24 protein-coding genes are annotated in these 21,330 nt (G+C 58.3%); 10 read left to right on the top strand and 14 right to left on the bottom strand.

Annotated elements, in window-relative coordinates:
- Positions 1 to 55 precede the first annotated feature (55 nt).
- From GOW16_RS05940 to GOW16_RS05925, 4 genes are all read left to right on the top strand, one after another.
- Positions 56 to 325, top strand: coding sequence for a PepSY domain-containing protein (locus tag GOW16_RS05940; protein WP_170411732.1), 270 nt, complete (start codon positions 56 to 58; stop codon positions 323 to 325).
- 23 nt (positions 326 to 348) lie between these two features.
- Complete coding sequence (locus tag GOW16_RS05935; protein ID WP_170411729.1) at positions 349 to 870, top strand: helix-turn-helix transcriptional regulator; 522 nt, start codon at positions 349 to 351, stop codon at positions 868 to 870.
- Positions 871 to 1,020: 150 nt separating this feature from the next.
- Positions 1,021 to 1,710: an outer membrane protein gene (locus GOW16_RS05930; RefSeq protein ID WP_170411726.1), complete on the top strand. Its 690-nt coding sequence runs from the start codon at positions 1,021 to 1,023 to the stop codon at positions 1,708 to 1,710.
- Between the two features lie 70 nt (positions 1,711 to 1,780).
- Entirely contained in the window at positions 1,781 to 2,503 is a 723-nt protein-coding gene (locus GOW16_RS05925; protein WP_170411723.1) for a glycosyltransferase family 25 protein, read from the top strand.
- Positions 2,504 to 2,560: 57 nt separating this feature from the next.
- Here the strand turns inward: GOW16_RS05925 and GOW16_RS05920 are convergent, their stop codons facing one another.
- Positions 2,561 to 3,211, bottom strand: coding sequence for a peroxiredoxin (locus GOW16_RS05920; protein WP_170408508.1), 651 nt, complete (start codon positions 3,209 to 3,211; stop codon positions 2,561 to 2,563).
- Positions 3,212 to 3,415: 204 nt separating this feature from the next.
- Here GOW16_RS05920 and GOW16_RS05915 point away from each other — a divergent pair, with 204 nt between their 5' ends.
- Positions 3,416 to 4,855 (top strand): aldehyde dehydrogenase family protein, encoded by a 1,440-nt coding sequence (locus tag GOW16_RS05915; protein WP_170411719.1) that lies wholly within the window; start codon positions 3,416 to 3,418, stop codon positions 4,853 to 4,855.
- Positions 4,856 to 4,911: 56 nt separating this feature from the next.
- On the opposite strand, the gene GOW16_RS05910 is transcribed toward GOW16_RS05915, so the two are convergent.
- The 3 genes from GOW16_RS05910 to GOW16_RS05900 form a co-directional block, all read right to left on the bottom strand.
- Complete coding sequence (locus GOW16_RS05910; RefSeq protein WP_170411716.1) at positions 4,912 to 5,346, bottom strand: glyoxalase superfamily protein; 435 nt, start codon at positions 5,344 to 5,346, stop codon at positions 4,912 to 4,914.
- A 176-nt stretch (positions 5,347 to 5,522) separates the two neighbouring features.
- The gene (locus tag GOW16_RS05905; protein WP_170411713.1) at positions 5,523 to 6,416 is read right to left on the bottom strand and encodes a cation diffusion facilitator family transporter; all 894 of its coding nucleotides are present in this window, start codon (positions 6,414 to 6,416) and stop codon (positions 5,523 to 5,525) included.
- A gap of 52 nt (positions 6,417 to 6,468) precedes the next feature.
- Positions 6,469 to 7,320 carry a methylated-DNA--[protein]-cysteine S-methyltransferase gene (locus tag GOW16_RS05900; RefSeq protein ID WP_170411710.1) on the bottom strand — a complete coding sequence of 284 codons (852 nt, stop codon included), beginning with the start codon at positions 7,318 to 7,320 and terminating at the stop codon, positions 6,469 to 6,471.
- 118 nt (positions 7,321 to 7,438) lie between these two features.
- Between GOW16_RS05900 and nth the strand changes: the two genes are divergently transcribed.
- Both nth and GOW16_RS05890 read left to right on the top strand, forming a co-directional pair.
- Positions 7,439 to 8,083, top strand: coding sequence for an endonuclease III (gene nth / locus GOW16_RS05895; protein ID WP_170411985.1), 645 nt, complete (start codon positions 7,439 to 7,441; stop codon positions 8,081 to 8,083).
- Complete coding sequence (locus GOW16_RS05890; protein ID WP_170411707.1) at positions 8,080 to 9,069, top strand: adenosine kinase; 990 nt, start codon at positions 8,080 to 8,082, stop codon at positions 9,067 to 9,069. The genes nth and GOW16_RS05890 overlap by 4 nt, the downstream gene beginning before the upstream one ends.
- An 8-nt stretch (positions 9,070 to 9,077) precedes the next feature.
- Here GOW16_RS05890 and GOW16_RS05885 read toward each other — a convergent pair whose 3' ends face one another.
- The 5 genes from GOW16_RS05885 to GOW16_RS05865 all read right to left on the bottom strand — a co-directional run bounded on the left by GOW16_RS05885 (position 9,078) and on the right by GOW16_RS05865 (position 13,166).
- Positions 9,078 to 9,917, bottom strand: a complete 840-nt coding sequence (locus GOW16_RS05885) for a DUF547 domain-containing protein (protein ID WP_170411704.1) — start codon at positions 9,915 to 9,917, stop codon at positions 9,078 to 9,080.
- Positions 9,914 to 11,287, bottom strand: coding sequence for a radical SAM protein (locus tag GOW16_RS05880; protein ID WP_170411701.1), 1,374 nt, complete (start codon positions 11,285 to 11,287; stop codon positions 9,914 to 9,916). Before GOW16_RS05880 ends, GOW16_RS05885 begins: the two co-directional genes overlap by 4 nt.
- 72 nt (positions 11,288 to 11,359) lie before the next feature.
- Positions 11,360 to 12,070: a glutathione S-transferase family protein gene (locus tag GOW16_RS05875; protein ID WP_170411698.1), complete on the bottom strand. Its 711-nt coding sequence runs from the start codon at positions 12,068 to 12,070 to the stop codon at positions 11,360 to 11,362.
- A gap of 64 nt (positions 12,071 to 12,134) precedes the next feature.
- Positions 12,135 to 12,674, bottom strand: coding sequence for an RNA polymerase sigma factor SigZ (gene sigZ, locus GOW16_RS05870; RefSeq protein ID WP_170411695.1), 540 nt, complete (start codon positions 12,672 to 12,674; stop codon positions 12,135 to 12,137).
- A gap of 6 nt (positions 12,675 to 12,680) precedes the next feature.
- Entirely contained in the window at positions 12,681 to 13,166 is a 486-nt protein-coding gene (locus GOW16_RS05865) for an RNA pyrophosphohydrolase (protein WP_170411692.1), read from the bottom strand.
- Positions 13,167 to 13,304: 138 nt separating this feature from the next.
- Here GOW16_RS05865 and GOW16_RS05860 point away from each other — a divergent pair, with 138 nt between their 5' ends.
- Entirely contained in the window at positions 13,305 to 15,332 is a 2,028-nt protein-coding gene (locus GOW16_RS05860; RefSeq protein ID WP_170411688.1) for an NADPH-dependent 2,4-dienoyl-CoA reductase, read from the top strand.
- 86 nt (positions 15,333 to 15,418) lie between these two features.
- Positions 15,419 to 16,702 carry an MFS transporter gene (locus tag GOW16_RS05855; RefSeq protein WP_170411685.1) on the top strand — a complete coding sequence of 428 codons (1,284 nt, stop codon included), beginning with the start codon at positions 15,419 to 15,421 and terminating at the stop codon, positions 16,700 to 16,702.
- A gap of 7 nt (positions 16,703 to 16,709) precedes the next feature.
- Here GOW16_RS05855 and GOW16_RS05850 read toward each other — a convergent pair whose 3' ends face one another.
- The gene (locus GOW16_RS05850; protein ID WP_170411682.1) at positions 16,710 to 17,150 is read right to left on the bottom strand and encodes a DUF4399 domain-containing protein; all 441 of its coding nucleotides are present in this window, start codon (positions 17,148 to 17,150) and stop codon (positions 16,710 to 16,712) included.
- A gap of 228 nt (positions 17,151 to 17,378) precedes the next feature.
- On the opposite strand from GOW16_RS05850, the gene GOW16_RS05845 reads away from it, so the two are divergent.
- Positions 17,379 to 18,284: a LysR family transcriptional regulator gene (locus tag GOW16_RS05845; protein ID WP_170411679.1), complete on the top strand. Its 906-nt coding sequence runs from the start codon at positions 17,379 to 17,381 to the stop codon at positions 18,282 to 18,284.
- 78 nt (positions 18,285 to 18,362) lie between these two features.
- Here GOW16_RS05845 and GOW16_RS05840 read toward each other — a convergent pair whose 3' ends face one another.
- From GOW16_RS05840 to GOW16_RS05825, 4 genes are read right to left on the bottom strand one after another with little or no spacing between them, the layout of a single operon-like run.
- Positions 18,363 to 19,265, bottom strand: a complete 903-nt coding sequence (locus GOW16_RS05840) for an OmpA family protein (protein ID WP_170411676.1) — start codon at positions 19,263 to 19,265, stop codon at positions 18,363 to 18,365.
- Positions 19,262 to 19,834, bottom strand: a complete 573-nt coding sequence (locus tag GOW16_RS05835) for a peroxidase-related enzyme (RefSeq protein WP_170411672.1) — start codon at positions 19,832 to 19,834, stop codon at positions 19,262 to 19,264. Before GOW16_RS05835 ends, GOW16_RS05840 begins: the two co-directional genes overlap by 4 nt.
- A 5-nt stretch (positions 19,835 to 19,839) precedes the next feature.
- Positions 19,840 to 20,559, bottom strand: a complete 720-nt coding sequence (locus GOW16_RS05830) for a GNAT family N-acetyltransferase (protein WP_170411669.1) — start codon at positions 20,557 to 20,559, stop codon at positions 19,840 to 19,842.
- Complete coding sequence (locus GOW16_RS05825) at positions 20,556 to 21,278, bottom strand: competence/damage-inducible protein A (RefSeq protein ID WP_170411667.1); 723 nt, start codon at positions 21,276 to 21,278, stop codon at positions 20,556 to 20,558. The genes GOW16_RS05830 and GOW16_RS05825 overlap by 4 nt, the downstream gene beginning before the upstream one ends.
- Between the last annotated feature and the right edge of the window lie 52 nt (positions 21,279 to 21,330).

Below are 21,330 nucleotides of genomic sequence, written 5' to 3'. Positions count from 1 at the left end.
CCGGCCTGCCCCCAAATCCACTGCATCGCCACAACGTAAAAATAGGAGATGCAAAATGGAAACCTTGAAACTGCTGGCACTGACTGGACTGATTGCAACAGCGCCCGTGCTTGCGCTGGCCAATGTCGGACTAGGAGACAAACTGGGCACCACCGAGGCTGATATCCGCACCGCCCTGGAGGCGCAGGGATACCAGATCGAAGAGATCGAGTTCGAAGACGGTGAGATCGAGGTTGAACTCATCAAGGATGGCATAGAAACTGAACTGGTCCTGTCCGAGACGGACGGCGTGGTAACGGCCATCGAACTCGAAAAGGACGACTGATCGAAGGAAATCTCAGGAGCCCCATGAAGCTTTCACAAACGTCTTTGCTTTGGCTCCTTCTGGTGGTGCAGGCCGTCTGCGCCGCCTTTTTCATGACTGACGCGATGCTGGACTTTACCGGCAAGGAAAGCGCGGGTTTTCGCCACCTCCACAGTTTCGAACTTGTCTTGGCGCTGGCCTTGATCGCAGGCCTTTCCGCGACCATTGCGCTGATCCGGTTTCAGAACAGGCGTGTACGCGACATGCAACGGCAACTGAGCGTGGCGCAGGGTGCGTTTGCTCAACTCATTGAATCTCAGTTCAGCGAATGGGACCTCAGTGATGCCGAACGCGACGTTGCCCTGTTATCTATCAAAGGTCTGTCAATCGCGGAAATCGCATCGTTGCGGCAGACCAAGGAAGGCACAGTCAAAGCGCAATGCGCCGCAGTATACCGCAAGGCGGGTGTCACGGGACGCGTTCAGTTACTCAGCCTCTTCATCGATGAACTGCTGTCCGAACCTTTGGTGACACACGGCTTGGACAGCTCGAATTCGACCACATAGACCGTTTTTCAAAGTGTTAGGTTGGCGTTGATCTTATTCACTCACACGCGCCCAATATCCTGTGAATTGAAGTGAAGGGCATGCACCTTTCTTTCGTGCCGTTATTGCCCACATGTCCGCCATACCAATTATGGAACAAAGGACATGGTCATGGTTACGCGTCTTCTTCTCGCTTCTGCAGCTTTGTCGATCAGCGCGTCCGCGCTGGCCGCACAAAGCTTGTCCGAAGGTCTCTACTTGCAGGGTTTTGCCGGGTACAGCCAACTGCAGGACAGCGACTTTAGCGGCACGATCAATGGATCGACGCAATCGGTTGATACCGATTTCGACGGCGGCTATGGGCTGGGCATCGCGGTCGGCAAAGAGATCCCGCAATGGTCGAATGATCGGATCGGCACCCGGATCGAGCTGGAGCTGTCCTATCGTGACAACGACGTGGATGGTGTCAATTTCTCTGGAAATGGACCCGGTGCGGAAGGCAACATTTCGGGTGACGTGTCGCAGACATCGCTGTTCGCCAACGTGCTGGTCGATTTCAAGCAGGCCGGAGCGTTCACGCCCTATATCGGTCTGGGTTTGGGTGCCACCTACTCTGATCTGGACTTTGCATATGGACCGGGCGTCGAGTTGAACGACACCGACACGACCTTTGCGGCTCAGGTCATTGCAGGTGTCGCATATGAAATCAGCCCCAACACCGCTCTGACCCTGGACACCCGATATGCCCGCGCATTCGACGTGTCCTCTGCGCGTTTGGCACCAAATGGTGCGTCTACAGGCACAGTTGAAGACGATATCGACGCCTTCAGCATCAATGTCGGCTTGCGCTACGGGTTCTGACACCTCACGGGGAAGTGTTTCTTTCGGGTTTCTCTTCCCCCTTCCGCCCCTGTGTTCTATGCACTGTGGCATGAAGACTTTTGTCATCCATATGACGGCAAGCACAGCGCGGCGACCCAATGCCGAACGACTATGTGCCAATCTGCCCAATGCGGAACTGTTCGAGGCCGTCAATGGGAAGGACCCCGCTCAAATCGCGGATGTGCAATTGTTTCCGGGTGATCTGCATCGGCCCAGATACCCTTTTCCGCTGCGCCCGGCCGAGATCGGAGTTTTTGAAAGTCATCGTCGAATCTGGCGGAAGCTGGTGGATGAAAAGATCGATCGCGCCATCATCACCGAGGACGATCTGCGCATAGATCCCTGCCAGATGGCTAATGCGTTGGCGATGCTGGATCCGATTGCGACCCCGGATCACTATATCCGAATTCCGGTGAAACAACGCGAGGATGCAGCGCTGACCCTCGCCAAACAAAACGGATTGCGTCTGATCCTGCCAAAGGTCATTGGCCTGCAGTGCGTTTGCCAGATGGTGGGGCGGCGTGCGGCTGAACGCTTGCTTGCCGTAACCAACCAAATTGACCGGCCGGTCGATACGTTCCTGCAGATGCACTGGGTGACAGGACAGCCGATCCTTTCCTTACAGGGAAGTGGCAATCAGGAAGTGGCGAAGGAAATCGGCGGTTCGACCATACAGTCAAGCCCGCCGCTGGCAGACAAGCTAACGCGTGAATTCAAGCGTGCTGCTTATCGTCGGAAACTGTATCAGCACCCACAACGATCCGCAGCTTAAACAACTTTTTTTGGAAACCATGAACCGGGCGGAGCTGTGCGCCCCGCCCAAGCAATCTTAGCTGGGTGCTTTGGTTTTACGCAGATACGGGAAGATGGTTTCGAACTCGCCGAACTTTTCTTTCGCCTCGTCATTCGACACGGCTGGCGGGATAATCACATCTTCACCCGGCACCCAATTGGCAGGTGTTGCCACGCCCTTGGCGCTCATCTGCAGGCCGTCCAGCGCGCGCAGGATTTCCGCAAAGTTGCGGCCTACCGTCATCGGATAGGTCATAGACAGTTTCAGCTGTTTGTCCGGGCCGATGATGAATACCGAACGAACGGTGGCGCTGTCGGCGGGGGTGCGCCCATCGGGCAAATACGCCTCGGCGGGCAGCATGTCGAACGCCTTGGACACGGCCAGACCGTCATCGGCGATGATCGGAAAACCGGGGTTGGCGTTGCCATACGCCTCGATGTCTTTCTTCCACTTCTTGTGGTCCTCGACACCATCGACCGAGACGCCGATCACCTTGGTGTTGCGCGCCGCCCATTCGTCGTTCAACTGTGCAACGGCGGAAAACTCGGTGGTGCAGACCGGAGTGAAATCCTTGGGGTGCGAAAACAGGATCGCCCAGCTGTCACCGATCCAGTCATGGAACTGAACCGTGCCCTGATCCGTTTCTGCAGTGAAATTCGGAACGGTGTCATTGATGCGCAAACCCATGGGGCATCTCCTTTTTTGTGAACAAACCGAGTCGATTGATAAAATCTAATTACTCAGCGCCATTGTTAAACCATTTGCCGCCTTAAAGGGTATTCATTTTTGTGGAAAATAATTTGATCAAATTTCCTCTTGTCACTCTGATATGCCGGTGCCAGAGTGGCGCGAATTCCCGGTATCCGGGCTATTGGATCAGGAGAACATGCGATGATCGAGAAACGCAATTTCTACATCAACGGTTCATGGGTTGCCCCGTCCGCGCCCAATGATTTCGAAGTCATCAACCCCTCGACCGAGGAACCATGCGCGGTAATATCGCTGGGTGGTCAGGCCGATACCGATGCTGCTGTTGCAGCCGCCAAAGCGGCTTTGCCCGGTTGGATGGCGACGCCAGTTGCGGACCGCATCGCGCTGGTCGAAAAACTGATCGAGGTTTATCAGACCCGCTCTGAAGACCTGGCCAACGCGATGTCCCAGGAGATGGGCGCGCCGATCGACATGGCTCGCACGCAGCAATCCGGTGCGGGCATGTATCACCTGTCGAATTTTGTGCGGGCGGCCAAAGCGTTCCAATTCGACCGCCCGCTGGGTGATCACGCACCTAATGACCGGATTATCTATGAAGCCGTCGGCGTGGCCGCCCTGATCACCCCGTGGAACTGGCCGATGAACCAGATCACGCTCAAGGTCGGCGCGGCAGCGATTGCAGGCTGTACCATGGTCCTGAAACCGTCCGAGCAAAGCCCGCTGAACGCAATGATCTTTGCCGAGATGATGGATGAGGCGGGCTTCCCCGCAGGTGTCTTCAATCTGGTAAATGGCGATGGTGTCGGCGTCGGCTCGCAACTGTCGGCGCATCCGGATGTGGATATGGTCAGCTTTACCGGCTCGACCCGTGCCGGGACAGCGATCTCAAAAAGCGCAGCTGATACGTTGAAGAAAGTTCATCTGGAACTGGGCGGCAAAGGCGCGAACGTGGTCTTTGCCGATGCCGATGAAAAGGCCGTTAAGCGAGGCGTCCTGCACATGATGAACAACACCGGCCAAAGCTGTAACGCGCCCAGCCGCATGTTGGTACAGCGCCCGATCTATGATCAGGCCGTGGAAACAGCCGCCGAAGTTGCCAACATGGTCTCGGTCGGCAGTGCGCAGGAAGAAGGGCGACACATCGGTCCCGTCGTGAACGAGGTCCAGTGGAGCAAGATTCAAGATCTGATCCAGAAGGGCATCGACGAAGGTGCTCGTCTGGTTGCAGGTGGGACCGGTCGCCCGGATGGGCTGAACAAGGGCTATTTTGTGCGACCGACTGTGTTTGCGGACGCCAACAACCAGATGACCATTGCGCGCGAAGAGATCTTTGGCCCTGTCCTGACCATGATCCCCTTCGACACCGAAGAAGAGGCGGTCGAGATCGCCAATGACACGCCCTACGGTCTGACCAACTACGTGCAAACGCAAGACGGCGCGCGAGCCAACCGAATGGCACGGGTGCTTCGGTCCGGCATGGTCGAGATGAACGGCCATTCGCGCTCAGCCGGGTCGCCCTTTGGCGGCATGAAGCAATCCGGCAACGGGCGCGAGGGCGGTCTGTGGGGTCTTGAGGATTTCCTTGAGGTCAAAGCCGTCGGCGGCTGGGCGGCAGAGTGACGCCAAGCCCGTATTGAGCATTAAGGCGCGGCGGTGTTACCCGCCACGCTTTTTTCTTACGCGGGGCGCACAATCAGGTGTGGCTGACCGTCGGACGTATGCCGTCGAGAACGACCATCCCAACCGATCTCTCCGGTTACACGCTGCCGATAGGCCGAGAAGCTGTCGAACTGAACAACATCCACGGGCGTGTCAAAGTGCAAGGTAATACGCCTGTGCGACCCATCGCCCAGCGTTGTCAGGCTACGGATCTTTGCGCGAAAGGGCTGGCCCAGATAGGACCCTTCGACCCGGTCACCAACACGCAAGAGCATGCGGTTTCCAGCCATTGCGTGCAGTGTGTTCCAGTCGCGCACCCCATGTTGATGCGCCAGCAGTTCCAGCGATTCACTGTGCGAAAGCGCAACCCCCGCACCACGCAATCTGTCGCGCAATCGTTTTGCCTGCGCTTTCAACTCCTCAAGCGGAGCGATGTTTTTCGATAGAGTCATGTCTTGCCTCGTTTCCAAAAACGGGCGCCAAATCAGGACGGGGTTCGCATTGCCATCCGCGCGCCGGGAAAGGGCAACAGATGTTCATCAACCGGGTTTCACCAATGCCAAATGGCCGCGAACGGCAGGGGACCCGAACCTGAGCAACATGTGGCACCGGCGGATGTGTCTGTCAATCAGGCGCCCGTACTTTTCAACTCGCTGTCCGGTTCCAGATGGATGACAAAGACTGACCCCGGATACTTTTGCACCAGCGCTTCTTCGATATCGTCGCAGATATCATGCGCATCAGCGACGGACATGGCACCGTCAACCACAAGGTGAAATTCAACAAAGATCATATTAGCGGACCGGCGACCGCGCAGATCATGATACTCTAGCGCCTGGCCTAAATTGCCTTCGATTGTCTCGCGGACAGACGTCAATTCTCCATCGGTCAGCGACGCATCCATCAGCCCGTCGACCGAACTGCGGATCACCTTCCAACCTTCCCATAATATGTTGATGGCCACCAGAATCGCGATGATGGGATCAAGGATCAGCCATCCCGTCGCCATTGCAATCAGCAACCCGACAACAACACCGACCGAGGTCATAAGATCGGTCAGAATGTGCTTGCCGCTTGCCACCAGCGCCGGTGAGGCTTCGCGTCGCCCAACGCGCAACAGCAGAAACGCCCAAATGCCATTCAGGCAGGTCGCACCCACGTTTATGGCAATACCCAGCAACGGTGCACCGGCCAGTTGTGGGTCAGGCAGGGCAGAAACGGCTTCGCGTATGATCAGCAGGGCTGCCAGAACAATCAGCGTTCCTTCAACCACGGCCGACAGGTATTCAGCCTTTTTGTGCCCAAAGGGGTGTTTTTTGTCTGGCGGCCTGCCCGAAACCCGAACCGCAAAAAAGGCAAGCAGTGCCGCGGCGACATTCACCACCGATTCCAGGGCATCCGACAACAGTGCAACCGAACCGGTCACCCACCAAGCCAACAGTTTCAGCAGCAACACTGCAACCGAAACCGGAATTGCCCACGCCGCGAAAGTCTGTGTGATCTGCCTGCTTTCTTGCCTCATGGGTTCTCACTACCACATGAAGCTGCAGCACAAAGTTAGTTTTTTGACCTCTTTATGCGTCGGCCTGAGCAGCCTCATACGCCAACATCGCGCGTTTGACCGGCAGGCCCCAGTGATAACCACCCAACCCGCCGGATTTTCGCAGCGCCCGGTGGCATGGGATCAGCCAGCTGACCGGGTTGCGGCCCACTGCGGTACCCACTGCGCGCACGGCTTGTGGTGATCCCACACGCTGGGCGATTTCGGAATAGGTGGTGACCTGGCCTGACGGGATGTGCATCAGCGCCTCCCACACTTTGATCTGAAGCGGAGAGCCGATCAGAAACAGCGGCGTGGGTTCCAGCCGCTCGCTGACCGAACCAAACGCACTCAGCACCCAAGGGCGCAGGCGCATAGGATCTTCGACGAACGCGGCTTTGGGCCAGCGCGAGATCATGTCTTCCATCGCGGCCTCTTCGCCGGTTTCCGCGCCAAAAGCCATGCCACAAATGCCCTTGTCGGTTCCCATCACCAGAGCAGGGCCAAAGGGGCATTCGAACCAGCCCCAATAGATGGTCAACCCCATGCCCTTGCGCGCGTATTCGCCGGGGCTCATGGATTCCCACTTCAGGAACAGATCGTGCAGGCGACCACTGCCGGACAGACCGACGTTATGCGCGGTTTCTAACGTGGTGAACCGTTCCCGCAGCAATGCCTTGGCGTGGCCCAGCGTCAGATACTGCTGGTAGCGCTTCGGCGACACCCCGGTCCAGCGCGAGAACAGGCGCTGGAAATGCGCCGGGCTCATATCCATCTGGCGGGCCAGCTGCTCAAGGCTCAGGCCCTCGCCGCCCTGATCAATCAGGTCAATCGCGCGGCGCATGACGTTGTAGTGGTATCCGCTTTCGGGGGTCTGGACGTTCATGGTTCTCACCTCATTGTCTTGACCAAATCATAGCGCGCAGGTTACGCGCTCGCGACCCGGAACTTGCGCATTGGCTTTGGACTTGTATCAACGCGCCCTGAACGGCATTAAGGCGCGGATGGCAAAACAACTCGGATATCACACGATCCGCGAGATCTTTACGCGTTTCCATGACGCCGACCCGGAACCCAAGGGCGAGCTGGAGCATGTGAACGTCTATACTCTGGTCGTCGCCGTGGCACTGTCTGCGCAGGCCACCGACGCTGGGGTGAACAAGGCTACGCGCGAACTGTTCAAAATCGCTGACACACCACAAAAGATGCTGGAGCTGGGCGAAGAAGGTCTGATCGAACATATCAAGACCATCGGCCTGTTCCGCCAGAAGGCGAAGAACGTCATCAAGCTCAGCCGGATTCTGGTCGAGGACTACGACGGTGAAGTTCCCAATTCCCGCGCGGCGCTGCAATCTCTGCCGGGTGTCGGACGCAAAACGGCCAATGTTGTGCTGAACATGTGGTGGCGGTATCCGGCGCAGGCTGTGGACACACATATTTTTCGGGTCGGCAACCGCTCGGGCATATGCCCCGGCAAGAATGTTGACGCCGTCGAGCGCGCCATCGAGGACAATATTCCAACTGACTTTCAGCTGCATGCGCATCACTGGCTGATCCTGCATGGCCGCTATCATTGCAAGGCGCGCAAACCCATGTGCGGCACCTGCATCATCCGCGATCTCTGCGAATTTGAGGACAAGAACCTATGAAAACCTACCAACTGACCGGCATCGGAAATGCTGTTGTGGACGTAATTTCCCAAGCCGACGACAGTTTCCTGGAGCTGATGGGCATCGAAAAAGGCATCATGCAACTGATTGAGCAGGAGCGTGGTGAAGTTCTCTATGCCTCGATGGAAGGTCGGGTTCAGACGCCGGGAGGTTCGGTTGCAAACACCATCGCTGGCGCTGGGGCGCTGGGATTGGACTCGGCGTTTATCGGGCGCGTGCACGACGACGCTCTGGGGCGGTTCTATGCGGACGCGATGAACGAAGATGGCGTCGATTTCGTGAACCCGCCGGTGCCGGGTGGCGAGCTGCCGACCTCGCGTTCGATGATCTTTGTCTCGCCCGATGGGGAACGGTCGATGAACACCTATCTGGGGATTTCCTCGGAACTGTCGTCGCAGGACGTATCGGATGAGGTCGCCGGGAACAGCCAGATCATGTTCCTTGAAGGCTATCTGTTCGACAAGGAAAAGGGCAAGGCCGCGTTCCTTGAGGCCGCACGCGCCTGTCACAAAGGCGGCGGCAAAGCGGGTATCGCCATTTCAGACCCGTTTTGCGTGGAGCGCCACCGGGTCGACTTCCTGCTGCTGATCGAAAACGAACTGGATTTTGTCATTGGCAACGAGGCCGAGATCAAATCCCTGTTCGAAACCGACGATCTGGAAGAAGCATTGGCCAAAACTGCCGAAATCTGCCCCCTGGTCGTCTGCACCCGCTCTGGCGACGGCGTGACCGTTCTCAGCGCTGGCCAACGTGTCGACGTACCGGTTGAGAAAGTCGTGCCTGTGGACGCAACCGGCGCTGGCGATCAGTTTGCCGCCGGATTCCTGTTTGGCATGGCCACGGGCCGCGATTACGAAACCTGTGCCAAAATCGGCAATGTCTGTGCGCGGGAAGTCATCAGCCATATCGGTCCGCGCCCCGAGGCAAACATGCAGGACCTGCTGCGCACCGAAGGGTTGTTGTAGTCCGTTGATTAAGACCCAGCCGCCGCGTCGTTCAAGGCCCAGTCATACTGGTATGCTTTGACACGCGGCGTCTGCTGCAGGCGTGCGCGCAGTTCGGGCTCTGCTGCCGTCTCAATATAGGCCAGAACAGCCTTTTCATTCGGCCCAAAATCTTCGCGGAACCAAATGTAGATCTTCGACAGGATCAACCCGCCGCGATCGTCAAACCGGACGCCACGTGGATCATTGACATAGGCGCGTTCGGCAGCCGTCAGATCGCGCTCCAGCGTCTCGGCCCGCCACGCCCGACCCATCAGGTTGGGACAGCCCACAGCGGCACAATTCAATGCGTAGTGAATGCGCGGCTCGTCAAAGGTGGGGCGTATGATGCGGTGTTCGATATCGTTCAGCGTCAGCTCTTGCCCCGCCACCAACGCCAGAGCACGATTCCACGGGCCAATCGACAGCGGGCTGTCCTTGATGTCGCGGATCGAAGCGACGGGATAGTTGTCGAGGACCTCATGCACTGTCAGCGCATTGTACAGGTTGATCCAGTAAGCCAGCTGCTGATCGCGTGTCAAAAGCGCGGGGTTTACGGCTTGCAGGTCGGCCAAGTAACCGTCTAAACGCGCCCGATCTGCCTGTGTCACTTGCCCATAAGCGACCCGGTTCACGCCCGTCTCATCCGTGGCAACATAGCGGTTCAGGAAAACCGTCCAGTCGCGGTGATCGATCTTTTCGCCTGGCGGTGACGCAAATCGGGTCAGGCTCTGCCCGGGCAGCGCCTTTGGCGCGGGCAAAGCTAACCGTTCAACACTGGCACAGGCCGTCAGAAGGGGAAGGAACAACAGGATCAGAAGTTTTCTCATGACGCATCCTTTTGATTCCGTCGCATGGCCCGCATCTGCCCCTTGAGCCGCTTGAGCGGAGCCAGACGCGGATCATTCAAGTCCGGCAGGTCGGGACCACCGGACAGTCGAGGAACTGCGGCATTCCACCAGCTTGGGCCAGTCGGCCCGTCAACCCGGTCTGGCGCGGCCAGATGAATGTCACGCTGCGCGTTGTGAACGCACATGGACAGCGGCCCGTTCGCCGTGGCGACCATAAAGACGCAAGACGCACAGCGGTCTTCTTCGAGCGCGTCGGCGGCCATGAAATTGTGGATAAACACTGACTGCCGACGGACGGGACCCTGCAACAACCCTCGACCCAACCGCAGCACGCATCCCAACAGATGTAGCCCGGCCCGCAGCGCCAGCAGCGGGTTGCGCCTCACCATGCGCCAGATGCTGTCGCGGGTGTCGATATGGCCGTCTGCCGACTGATCGACCCGGCTGAGCGCAGCGATCACTTTGTGCGTCAGGCGCTTGGCGGACAAAAGCGAAACCGCGCGCCCTCCAGCGGTGACAACACTTGCATAGCGATTGCATTTTGCATGGCCCACGGCGGCCGTGTCGAAATGCAGGGGCGTTTCATACCCGGCCTCAACCGCGGCCATCACGCTATCCTGCGTGATCGCATCGGGCCGTTCGCGCAGCACTCCGCGCCCGGTGTCGGCCTGCATCTGGAACGAGACAAAGGAGACCTCGGGGCAGTCTCGCATGAACCGCGCCAGCGCGGGAAGTTCGTGGAAATTGCCCCCAAAGACCGTCGTGTTGAACAACACCCGCAGGCCCAGCCCGCGCGTGTGGCGGATATAGGCCCGTCGCACGATGTTCAGTTCAGCCTCGCTGTCGAAGCCTTTGCGCTCTTGCGTCATGTCCACGTGAAACGCCACATCGTCCAATCCGGCCGCAGCAAGCCGCGTCAGAAATGCCCGGCTGGCGCGGATGCCGTTGGTCATCAGGCAGGACCGCATACCCAAACGCCGGATCTCGCGGCAGAGCGCCTCAAGATCTTCGGCCTTGCGCAGGGTCGGATCTCCGCCCGTAAGTTGGACCGATACACCGGGGCCGTAGTGGCTGTGGATTGTTGCAATGCGCGCATACAAAACCGACAGCGGTGGATCATAGGTCATCTCAGCCCGGTCCGAGAGGTAACAGAGCGTGCAGTCCAGATTACAACGCTGCGTGACTTCCAATGCGACGCAGGCGATGGGATAGAACCGGCCAGCTGTCTGTCCCGCACCATATTCCCCGCATTCTTGTAGACCGCCGCGCAACGGAGCGCGGCGGTCGGTGCCGGTGAACTTGCGCCCGGCGGGCCTAACGGAAGAGAAAATTGGGGCGGTGTCCTTCATGAAGCTGAAGCTAAACGGCCCATTCAGTAGCGACCACGCCCCCTCACGCCAACGTGCGGGATGGTGATTGAACTAGCCGCAGCAACCGCCGGATTGTTTCAACGGTGCCATTGCAGGTGCCTCGTTTTGGTTCGCACCCCGCCCCAACCACGTCCGCTCGGCGAGATAGAAGTCGGCAAACCTGGTGGCAAAATCCTCGGAAACAGTTTTCTGAGGGATACCAGTTGCCAGCAGAGCTTGTTGCCATGCCTTCACCTTGGGATAGTCAGCCAACATATCGTGCCCGCTGTGATCAGCCACAATTGCAGCGCGATGAAGCAACGGCAACCACGCCATATCGACATTGCCCAGCACTTCACCTGTAAAGAACGGGCCGTCCCCAAGCTGCTTTTCGGCTTTTGTAAAAGCGGCGTTCAGCTTGGTCGACCGATCCACAAAGATCGCCTGATCCGCGCTTTGCATCGCGCTGCACTGAACCAGATAATGCTTGCTGGCCTGATAGCTCCACGCGCGGCTCAGGGCGCGCTGTTCCGGCGTCAGGTCGGGCTGCAACGGTGCTGCTACCTCGTCGAGGTATTCCGCAATCGCGTCCGACTCGAACAGTGCTGTACCACCCTCGGTCACCAGAACCGGCACCTGACCTGTGGGCGACAACTCCAAAAACCAGTCCGGCTTGTCGCTGAGGCTGATGTAGTCGATCTGATACGGCACCTGCTTGGCTTCCAACAGCGCGGTGACGCGCTGAACAAAGGGGCAGATTTTGAAACTGATGATACGGATCATGTGTCTTTCCTTTTGCTGGTTTCATCTGTCAGACGAAGCCCGCGCCAAAAAGACGACGATCAGATCAACATTTTTTGCAGGATTTCGGTTTTTCCTGAACGTCCGAGATATTGCCCCGCACATCCATCGAGATGTTGCAGCAATCCTCGAAGGCTTTTCGCAATTCTGCCCGGCCCTTTTGCACACGGGACTTGAGGGTTGAATACGCCAACCCCTGTGCCTGCGCGTATTCCTGTTGGGACATGCCACCGATGTCGATCGCCATCAGCATGTCCGCGGTTTCCTGCGGCAACCCGCGAATGAAAGGTTCGACGCACCCCTCAAGTTCCTGACGCGTTTCCGGATCATCCCGGTGATACCAAAGATCATCCGGGTGGGCCTCGGCACGGCCGGATTTTCGGTAATGGTCGATGATCGTGCGGTCGGCCGTTTGAAACAGCCACGGCTGCAGTTTGGCAGGGTCTTTCAGGTTGGGCAGACCAGTGAAGACTTTGACCGAGATCTCTTGCAACAGGTCATCCACATCTGCCGCGTTGGAAACACGCGAATGCAGAAACGCCTTCAGGCGTGCGCGGTACTTGGGCCAGATGTCTTCAATCTGCATGCCGCTTTATGTCAGGTGTTCGGCAAAGGCGGCAACCACCTGCTGATAAACATCGCGCTTGAACGGTACGATCTCTTCGATCAACTTGCCGGGTTCCTGCCATTTCCACCGGGTGAATTCAGGGTGCTCAGTCTGAATGTCGATCTGGTCATCGTGGCCTGAAAACCGCAGCAAATACCATTTCTGTTCCTGCCCGCGATAGCGGCCCTTCCAGATTTTGGGCACGATGTCGTGGGGCAAATCATAGGGCAGCCAACCATCCGTCTCGGCCACGATCTCAACAAGGTCCGAGGTCACGCCCGTTTCTTCCCACAATTCGCGCAGCGCCGCGTCGCGCGGATCTTCGCCCTTGTCGACGCCACCCTGAGGCATTTGCCAGGCGTCGACGTGGCGGTCATTGCGCTGACCGACGAAAATCTTGCCCTCGGCATTCATCAGCATAAGCCCCACGCAGGGGCGATAGGGCAGTTTGGCGATCTCTTCGGGGGTCATGCGTGGCCTCGTAAACATGCTTTGCAGTGTCTGTAACAAGCGGCAGAGTGAAGGCAAAGGGTGTGACGTTAGGTTTCGCGTGACAAAGTTTACGCGAACGTCAATCTAACGCTGAGAATTCGGGAGGGAGAGTTCGCCATGACTGCGTACCCAAACATGCTGGCCCCGCTGGACCTGGGCTTTACCACTTTGAAGAACCGCGTCCTGATGGGGTCGATGCACACAGGGCTCGAGGAAACCGGCGACTGGAACCGGGTGGCCGAGTTCTATGCCGACCGTGCACGCGGTGGTGTGGCGCTGATGGTGACAGGCGGGATTGGACCGAACCTTGAAGGCTCGGTTCTGCCGGGTGCGTCGATGATGACCAATGACAAAGAGGTCGCGAACCACTCCATCGTGACCCGGCGCGTGCACGAGGCGGGCGGCAAGATCGCAATGCAAATCCTGCACGCGGGCCGCTATGCCTATGGTCCCAAATGTGTGGCCCCCAGCCCGGTGAAGTCCCCGATCTCGCCCTTCCCGCCAAATGAACTGGATGAAGAGGGTATCGAGAAGCAGATCGCCGATATCGTGAATGCCGCCGTATTGGCCCAGCAGGCGGGCTATGATGGGGTCGAGATCATGGGCTCCGAGGGGTATTTCCTCAACCAGTTCCTTGTAACCCATACCAACACGCGCACCGACCGGTGGGGCGGGTCATATGAGAACCGTATGCGTCTGCCCATTGAGGTCGTGCGCCGCACGCGGGAGGCCGTGGGCACCAATTTCATCATCATTTACCGCCTGTCGATGATCGACCTGATCCCCAATGGCTCGACTCATGAAGAGGTCGTTGAACTGGCCCAACGCATCGAAGAAGCCGGTGCCACGATCATCAACACCGGCATCGGCTGGCACGAGGCCCGGATTCCCACCATCGCCACTAGCGTGCCGCGTGCGGCCTTTGCATGGGTGACAAAAAAGCTGATGGGCAAGGTCGGCATCCCGGTGATCACATCGAACCGGATCAACACGCCCGAGGTCGCAGAAGAGGTCCTGTCGACCGGCTGCGCCGACATGGTGTCTTTGGCCCGTCCGATGTTGGCTGATGCGGATTTCGTGAACAAAGCGATGGCAGGTGAAGCGGCTAAAATTGCGCCGTGTATCGCCTGCAATCAGGCCTGCCTGGACCACACATTCAGCGGCAAGCTGACCTCATGTCTGGTGAACCCACGCGCCTGTCATGAAACCGAGCTAACAATCACCACCGCAGAAACGCCAAAGACTGTGGCCATTGTCGGCGCAGGCCCGGCCGGTTTGTCCACTGCGATGACCGCCGCCCAGCGCGGCCATGACGTGACGCTGTTCGACCGTGCCTCAGAGATTGGCGGTCAGCTGAACATGGCCAAACAGGTGCCGGGCAAGGAAGAATTCTGGGGACTGGTCGACTGGTACCGCACGATGATCGCCGATCTGGGCGTTAAGGTAGAGTTGAACCGCGAAGTGTCTGCCGATGACCTGAGCGCCTTTGACGAGGTCGTAATCGCCACCGGCGTCACCCCGCGCGACCCGAAGATTCCCGGCCAGGATCGGGACAATGTTGTCAATTATATCGACGTTCTGCGCGATAAGGCCGTAGTCGGCAAAACCGTAGCCGTGATTGGCGCGGGCGGCATTGGCTTCGACGTGTCCGAGTTCCTGTTGGAAGATGGCCACAGCATCACAACCGACCTGCCCGCCTGGATGAAGGAATGGGGCGTCACCGACCCGGCCGAACACCGCTCGGGCCTGGCGCCAGAAGGCCCGCAACCGGCCGCACCTACGCGTGACGTCACCCTGTTGCAGCGCAAGAAACAGGCACATGGTAAAGGTTTGGGCAAGACCACAGGCTGGATTCATCGCGCCACACTGAAGATGAAGGATGTCAACTTTGTGGGCGGCGTTAACTACGAACGCATCGACGAAGACGGCTTGCATATCAGCTTTGGCGAAGAGCGCGCTGACCCGACCGTGATCGCGGCGGACACAATCGTTCTGTGTTCTGGTCAGGTGTCCGAACGCTGTCTTGCTGACGCGCTGATCGACCGTGGCATCACCCCGCACGTAATCGGCGGCGCGGATGTGGCGGCGGAGCTGGATGCCAAACGCGCGATCAATCAGGGCACGCGGCTGGCTGCAACATTCTAGGCGCACCGCCCTGCGCCTTGCGTTGCGCGCCGACATATCGTGAACTCGCGCGGTAGCTTTCCGTTCCGGAGAAACCGCGCGAGAGAATGACCCACGAGACGCTCCAGCCCCCGTCCCGAAATGTTCCGCTTTTGGCGGGACAGGGGGCTTTTTCTGTCATGGCGTGGTCGATGGCCAGCCCCTCGGTCGTGCTGACGTTTCTGGCAGTGTCGATGGACTTACCAATCTTTTTGGCCGCTGCGCTGGTGGCGATCCGCCATACAGCCGGAACCTTGGCGGATATCTGCGCTGCGGGACCAATCGGGCGTCTGGCGCAGAAGAAAGCCGCCATTGCCCGGATCGATATCGTGGTCGGGCTGTGTTTCGCTGCTGTTGTACTGGCCGTGACCCATAGTGACCGGACCGTCGTGATCGGGGCGTTCGTCGTTGGGATTTTCCTGATCGGGTTTCTGGAAGAGGTCAAAAGCCTGCTGATCATCGAGTTTGTGGGTGACAATCTTCCGTCCCGCGATCGGATGCGTGTGAGCTATTCGCAAAAGGCCATCGGCGGTGCGGCCACGATAGCGGCTGTTCTGGTGCTACATCAGATCTTTCAGGACGCTCCGGCCCTGACGCGCCACAGTATGGTGATCGGGTTCGGCGCGCTGTGCTTTGCCGTGTCGGCGGCACTGGTGATGGCGTTGCAAGAGCGCCCTGGTGAAGCGCAGCAGGCAACCAAAGAGACGCGCATTGAGTCGATGCGCGCGTTCTGGCGAGATGCGGCACGTTTATTGGTCGAGCCATGGTTTCGAAAGTACATGTTCGTCCGGCTTACCTTTGTCTTGGCAGGATTATCGGTGCCGTTCTTCGCCCTAATTGCGGCTGAGGCACATCACAGTTCCGAGCAGGGGCTGACGGCGCTGGTCGTGTCATCAGCGGCCGCCCTGATGGTGGCTGCGCCGCTTTGGCGTGCTCTGTCAGGCTATTCCAACCGTTCAGTCATGATTGCCGGAGCGGCGATGATCGCCGTTTCCGGCATTTGCCTGATCGCACTGCACAGTCAGGGGCTGGATCATACGATGCACCTGCACGCGGTATCCCTGTTCGTGGCGACCGTCGCGGTCACAGGGCTGGGCAGCGCACGGACGCTGTATTTCATGGACATCGCCCCGAAAGAGCAAAGGATTACCGCACAAGCGGTATCAAAAACACTCGGACGGCTGGCGATTATCGCGGTATCAATGCTGTTGGCCGCCATTGCACATCATGGCGCGGTCTTGTGGGCGATTGTAGCGATCTCAATCGGCAGTCTGCTGGCAATCGTTGCGATTCTGTCTTTTGTGGGTGCGCCCCCTAAGGGTGACGCAGCGCAGAACACAACATCAGCTTGAAGGCATCTTATTCCACCTTAACGGTGATCACCTGAGACACAATAGGAGGCGAGTGCGGCACGTGGCCTGCGTCCCCCAGCACCAGTTGCAAGGTGTGCGCACCTGGGGCCAATTCCAATGTCACTTCGGTCTGGCCCGCGCCGAAATGCATGTGATTGTCATCTGATGGAAGACCATAGGCCAATTCATCCACACCATCCTCGCCTTCACCAATGGGCGGGCGATCAATCAGCAAATGGTGGTGGCCGGTGTTTTCCGCCTCGGTTCCGGCGGGGGCCACGCCCATACCGCTAAGCCCAAAGACCACCGTCACGGGAGACGAAACCGTGTCGCCATCCGACAGGTTTACAAAATAGACCCTTGCGTCCGGGTTCGAGGGCGTCTCGCCACCAGCCCATGCGAGGGTCGCGGATAAACATACAGCTGCGGCGGTAAAAATGGCTTTCATGATCTCCTCCGTGGTCACAAATTTGCCATTGTCATCGTAACATATTCAGCCGTAATCACCTAAAAACCTTGACTTACAGGCTTTGTGGCCATCTCGGAAACCATCGTTTCCGCGTTTCCCATACGCAAACGATCCGATTGGAAACCCTGATATTATCCAATGTCTGCCCAGTTTCCGCCCAGATTGGAGGTCAAGTTCAGCCAAAGAACTAATTCCTGGGGTACTAGAATGGATCGACTGACCGAAATGGAAGCCTTTGCCAATGTGGTGGACCAGGGTGGCTTCACCGATGCGGCCAAAAAAATGGGCATCTCCAAATCGGCCGTGTCAAAGCACGTTTCCAGCCTCGAGGCCCGACTGGGCGCGCGGCTGTTGAACCGCACGACCCGGCGCGTGTCACCGACCGAGATCGGTCTGGCCTATTACGACCGGGCGCGCCGCGTTCTGAATGACGCAGGCGAAGCCGATGCACTTGTCACTTCGATGCAGTCCGCCCCCTCGGGTCTGCTTCGGATCAGCGTTGCGACGGATTTCGGCGTCAATCATCTGTCTCCGGTCCTGTCGGATTTTCTGGCAGCCTATCCGGATATCACTGTGAACATGGTTCTGAACAACCGCTACGTCGAGTTGATTTCGGAAGGGTTTGATGTAGCCGTCCGGATTGGCGAGCTGGAAGACAGCACCTTGCGGGCCCGCAAACTGACCGAAACTGTTAAACGTATGGTCGCAGCCCCCAGCTATGTCGAGAAATTCGGTCGACCGCAAAAGATTGACGATCTGAACGAACACAAGCTTCTGCACTACTCCAGCCAATCCTCCGGCAATGTTTGGAAACTGACCGCGCCTTCGGGCGAAAAACGGCAGGTGCGCACCGCAGGCTGGCTAAGCGTGAATGACGGTCAGTCGCTTTTGAATGCGGCCATTTCGGGGCTTGGGATCGCATATCTGCCCAGCTACCTCTACGCGGATGCCCTGAAATCCGGTGCCGTTCTGGACGCGATGCCGTCACTTCCGGATGAGGTTCAGGGCGTCTACGCGGTTTACCCGCCCGGACGCTTTACGCAGCCCAAGGTGCGGGCATTCATAGATTTTCTTGTCGATGCCTTTCACGAAAAAGGCCCGATGGATTGGTGAACTAACCTCGGTGAAACTTAGCAGCCCGCGCCCAGTGCGCGGGTTTTTTTGATCGAGAATTGATCTGTACTGCAGGTTTCAGTTGACCAACAAAACAGCCTCGACCCGACGGTTCAGGTCACGGCCTTCCGGTGTCGAATTAGAGGTAAGCGGGGCCAGATAGCCAATCCCACGCGCCTCAACCCGGTCTGCTGCGACCCCATGCGCTTCGATCAACCGGGCACGCACGGCCTGAGCCCGCCCCGTACTGACCGAGATATTGGCGTCCAGCGCGCCGGTGTCGTCCGTATGACCTACAAGTGCCAATCGGGTACTTGGGTTCTTGGCCAGAAATTCCGCAACCAGATCAAGCGAGGAAAAAGGCCCCTCGCCCAACGTGATCTCTCCGGTGCGGAAATGGAGGTCATCCAAAATCGCGTGTCCATTTTGTTCCAAACTGGCCAACAGGTCGCTTGGCGACGTCACCGGCTCGTCAATCACAAGAGGCGGCGCCGCCTCTGCACCAACCAGGGTGACCCGGATCATCTGCACATATCCGTCGGGAGGATTGCGGCTGACCAGCAGGCTGACCACATTGCCGCCCCGAATGGCGGACAGAAAGCGATAGTCTTGAATGGCGACATACATGTCTGGCGTGGGCACTACCTCGGTGCCAAATCGAAAATCGAAACCGCCGCAAACATTGGCCTGACAATCGAGCAGAATTTCGTACCCCTGCGCTGCGATCTGGTCCCGCAGCGGGGCCAGCAATTGCAACGTCGTACTGGAACCGGATCGCAGCCGCCAGGTAAAGCGCTCGACCTTGCCTTCTATTTCTCTTGCGGGCACCACACCTTCGGCGAAAGGGCCGATTGGCAACTCATAACTGTCCAATTCACTGGACCGCTCACTGATAAGCCGCGCACCGGAAGGCATCGTCAGGTTCTGTGCAAGACCCTGACTGGCCGTCATTATCAGAAAAAGGGCGGCAGTTCTGATCATCGGGCCTGCGTGTGGTATTCGTCGTTGGGGGCCATGGCCGTTGCACTGGCCACCCGGTTCGACATGTTAAAAAAGCCGGTCACATTGGCGATATCCCAAATGTCCCGGTCGCTGAATCCAACATCGCGTAGACGCTGGCGATCAGGTTCTTCGATTTCGGTACTGGCGGTCGTCATCTTGGCCGCAAAATCCAGCATGGCGCGTTGGCGGTCATCCAGCGGGGCGACGCGGTAGTTCATCACCAGCATCTCGCCCAGTTGCGGGTTTCCTGACAATTGCCGGACAGCTGCGCCGTGGGCCACCAAACAGTAAAAGCACTTGTTGATCGCGGACACGACCACCGCAATCATTTCGCGTTCCAGTTTTGACAAACCGCTGTCGCCCAGCATCAGGTCGTTATAGTTCGCTGTAAACGCGTTCAGCTTGTCGATGTCGAACGCGTAAGCCTTTAGAACATTGGGCACAAAGCCCAGCTTTTCGACACAGATATCAAAATATTTCTGCGTCTCAGGCGGCAGCGGATCCACCATCGGCAGGTCCAGCGCGGTAGGCAGGGATTGGTTGGTCACAGCAGTCACTCTCCTTGGACAAGCTGACGGTAATGGTATTCTCCGGTGATCTCCATCCCGAGCGCCTTGTAGAGACCATTTGCCCCGTCATTGGCTTTGGTGCAGATCACGCTCAGTGTATGCGCGCCGTTCTTTTGCGCCCAGAACGCGGCGGCGCGCATGGCCCATTGGCCGAGGCCCTGACGCCGGTAGGCCGGCAGAATTTCCAGCGCATGAACCATAGCGACACTGTCGCGAATAGCGACAAACCCGGTCCCTGCCGGGTGATCGGAACGGCGCAGAAAAATCCCTGTTTTCGGCCCCTCAGTGCGATCCATGATGGCCAGTCGCTCTGGCCCGATACCGCCCTGTGCCCAGATCTCATTCATGATCGCCAGAGGGTTCCAGATGGTAAAGGCGGTAACCCGAGGAATCGGAGTATCGGTCAGGTGGTCCGCAGGGCATTTATAGATGTTAACTGGATCAAGGATGTCATAGCCCCGATCCGCAAGCTGCTGATCTAGCCCGTCATCGCCGGGCCGCAGGCAGAATAGCGGTCGCTGCCCCATTTTGCGCATTGCTTCTTCGGCGGCTGCGACGTCCGCGTCGGTCGCTGGTGCCAATGCACTGGCCGCGGAAACGCGCGAACCGCCACCCAACCCCTGCCGCAGGCGAAACGGGCCTAGTGTTTCGAACCGGGCAGCAGGCCAAGTTCCGTCGACGATGTCAGCCCAGTTCAGGCTCAAAGCTCCAACTCTTTCGCCAACCGGGTTGTGGCGGCATCGACCTGTGCGCCATTCGTACCCCGTACCACCACGTTAGAGCCGAATACGCCATTTACCTGAAACGGGTAGCTGCCAATGGCGAGCTCGGGGAAATCGTCCGCCAAGGCCGAAAGGATCGAGGCGATATCCCCCTCACCCCTATTGACCCGCAGAGTTTGCGACAACAACGGATCGCCGCCGGTCAGCTTTGGCAAAACGCTGGCGACCATGGCCTGAAAGATCGTGGGGATACCCGCCATCACATGCACATTCCCCAGAGTGAACCCCGGCGCGGTCGAGACCGGATTGTCGATCAATGCCGCGCCTTCCGGAATACGGGCCATACGCAGGCGTGCGGCGTTCAGCTCCAGCCCTGAATTCTCATAGTGCCGTTCAAGCAGCGCTCGGGCGTCGGCGCGTACGTCGATCGACGCACCAAAAGCCCGGGCTATACAATCTGCGGTGATGTCGTCATGGGTCGGGCCAATTCCGCCGCTGGTGAACACATGATCGACCCGCTCGGAAAGTACTCGGACGGCCTCTTCGATGGCAGTGGCGTCATCACTGACCATCCGGACCTCTTTCAGGTCAATTCCCTGCTTGGTCAGTTCCTGTGCCAGGTAATGCATGTTCGCATCCCGGGTGCGTCCCGACAGGATTTCATCCCCGATCACAAGCATCGCTGCGGTTGGGTTCGGCATGACCTGTCCTTTCCTGCTATGGCACAGGCCGCAAGATATCGTTCCTACCGAG

This window comes from Ruegeria atlantica, assembly GCF_013033965.1.
GTDB lineage: Bacteria > Pseudomonadota > Alphaproteobacteria > Rhodobacterales > Rhodobacteraceae > Ruegeria > Ruegeria atlantica_D.
Note: the sequence above shows the minus strand (reverse complement) of the source record. Positions and strands in the feature narration are given on the sequence as shown.

Excerpts from the sequence above, each read along its gene's own strand:
- GOW16_RS05905 (WP_170411713.1), bottom strand. The coding sequence starts at position 6,416 with ATGAGGCAAGAAAGCAGGCAGATCACACAGACTTTCGCGGCGTGGGCA.
- GOW16_RS05845 (WP_170411679.1), top strand. The coding sequence starts at position 17,379 with ATGGATCGACTGACCGAAATGGAAGCCTTTGCCAATGTGGTGGACCAG.
- GOW16_RS05935 (WP_170411729.1), top strand. The coding sequence starts at position 349 with ATGAAGCTTTCACAAACGTCTTTGCTTTGGCTCCTTCTGGTGGTGCAG.
- GOW16_RS05910 (WP_170411716.1), bottom strand. The coding sequence starts at position 5,346 with ATGACTCTATCGAAAAACATCGCTCCGCTTGAGGAGTTGAAAGCGCAG.
- GOW16_RS05915 (WP_170411719.1), top strand. The coding sequence starts at position 3,416 with ATGATCGAGAAACGCAATTTCTACATCAACGGTTCATGGGTTGCCCCG.
- GOW16_RS05875 (WP_170411698.1), bottom strand. The coding sequence starts at position 12,070 with ATGATCCGTATCATCAGTTTCAAAATCTGCCCCTTTGTTCAGCGCGTC.
- GOW16_RS05930 (WP_170411726.1), top strand. The coding sequence starts at position 1,021 with ATGGTTACGCGTCTTCTTCTCGCTTCTGCAGCTTTGTCGATCAGCGCG.
- GOW16_RS05850 (WP_170411682.1), bottom strand. The coding sequence starts at position 17,150 with ATGAAAGCCATTTTTACCGCCGCAGCTGTATGTTTATCCGCGACCCTC.
- GOW16_RS05920 (WP_170408508.1), bottom strand. The coding sequence starts at position 3,211 with ATGGGTTTGCGCATCAATGACACCGTTCCGAATTTCACTGCAGAAACG.
- sigZ (WP_170411695.1), bottom strand. The coding sequence starts at position 12,674 with ATGCAGATTGAAGACATCTGGCCCAAGTACCGCGCACGCCTGAAGGCG.
- GOW16_RS05885 (WP_170411704.1), bottom strand. The coding sequence starts at position 9,917 with ATGAGAAAACTTCTGATCCTGTTGTTCCTTCCCCTTCTGACGGCCTGT.
- GOW16_RS05865 (WP_170411692.1), bottom strand. The coding sequence starts at position 13,166 with ATGACCCCCGAAGAGATCGCCAAACTGCCCTATCGCCCCTGCGTGGGG.
- GOW16_RS05840 (WP_170411676.1), bottom strand. The coding sequence starts at position 19,265 with ATGATCAGAACTGCCGCCCTTTTTCTGATAATGACGGCCAGTCAGGGT.
- nth (WP_170411985.1), top strand. The coding sequence starts at position 7,439 with ATGGCAAAACAACTCGGATATCACACGATCCGCGAGATCTTTACGCGT.
- GOW16_RS05890 (WP_170411707.1), top strand. The coding sequence starts at position 8,080 with ATGAAAACCTACCAACTGACCGGCATCGGAAATGCTGTTGTGGACGTA.
- GOW16_RS05855 (WP_170411685.1), top strand. The coding sequence starts at position 15,419 with ATGACCCACGAGACGCTCCAGCCCCCGTCCCGAAATGTTCCGCTTTTG.
- GOW16_RS05900 (WP_170411710.1), bottom strand. The coding sequence starts at position 7,320 with ATGAACGTCCAGACCCCCGAAAGCGGATACCACTACAACGTCATGCGC.
- GOW16_RS05860 (WP_170411688.1), top strand. The coding sequence starts at position 13,305 with ATGACTGCGTACCCAAACATGCTGGCCCCGCTGGACCTGGGCTTTACC.
- GOW16_RS05925 (WP_170411723.1), top strand. The coding sequence starts at position 1,781 with ATGAAGACTTTTGTCATCCATATGACGGCAAGCACAGCGCGGCGACCC.
- GOW16_RS05940 (WP_170411732.1), top strand. The coding sequence starts at position 56 with ATGGAAACCTTGAAACTGCTGGCACTGACTGGACTGATTGCAACAGCG.
- GOW16_RS05880 (WP_170411701.1), bottom strand. The coding sequence starts at position 11,287 with ATGAAGGACACCGCCCCAATTTTCTCTTCCGTTAGGCCCGCCGGGCGC.
- GOW16_RS05825 (WP_170411667.1), bottom strand. The coding sequence starts at position 21,278 with ATGCCGAACCCAACCGCAGCGATGCTTGTGATCGGGGATGAAATCCTG.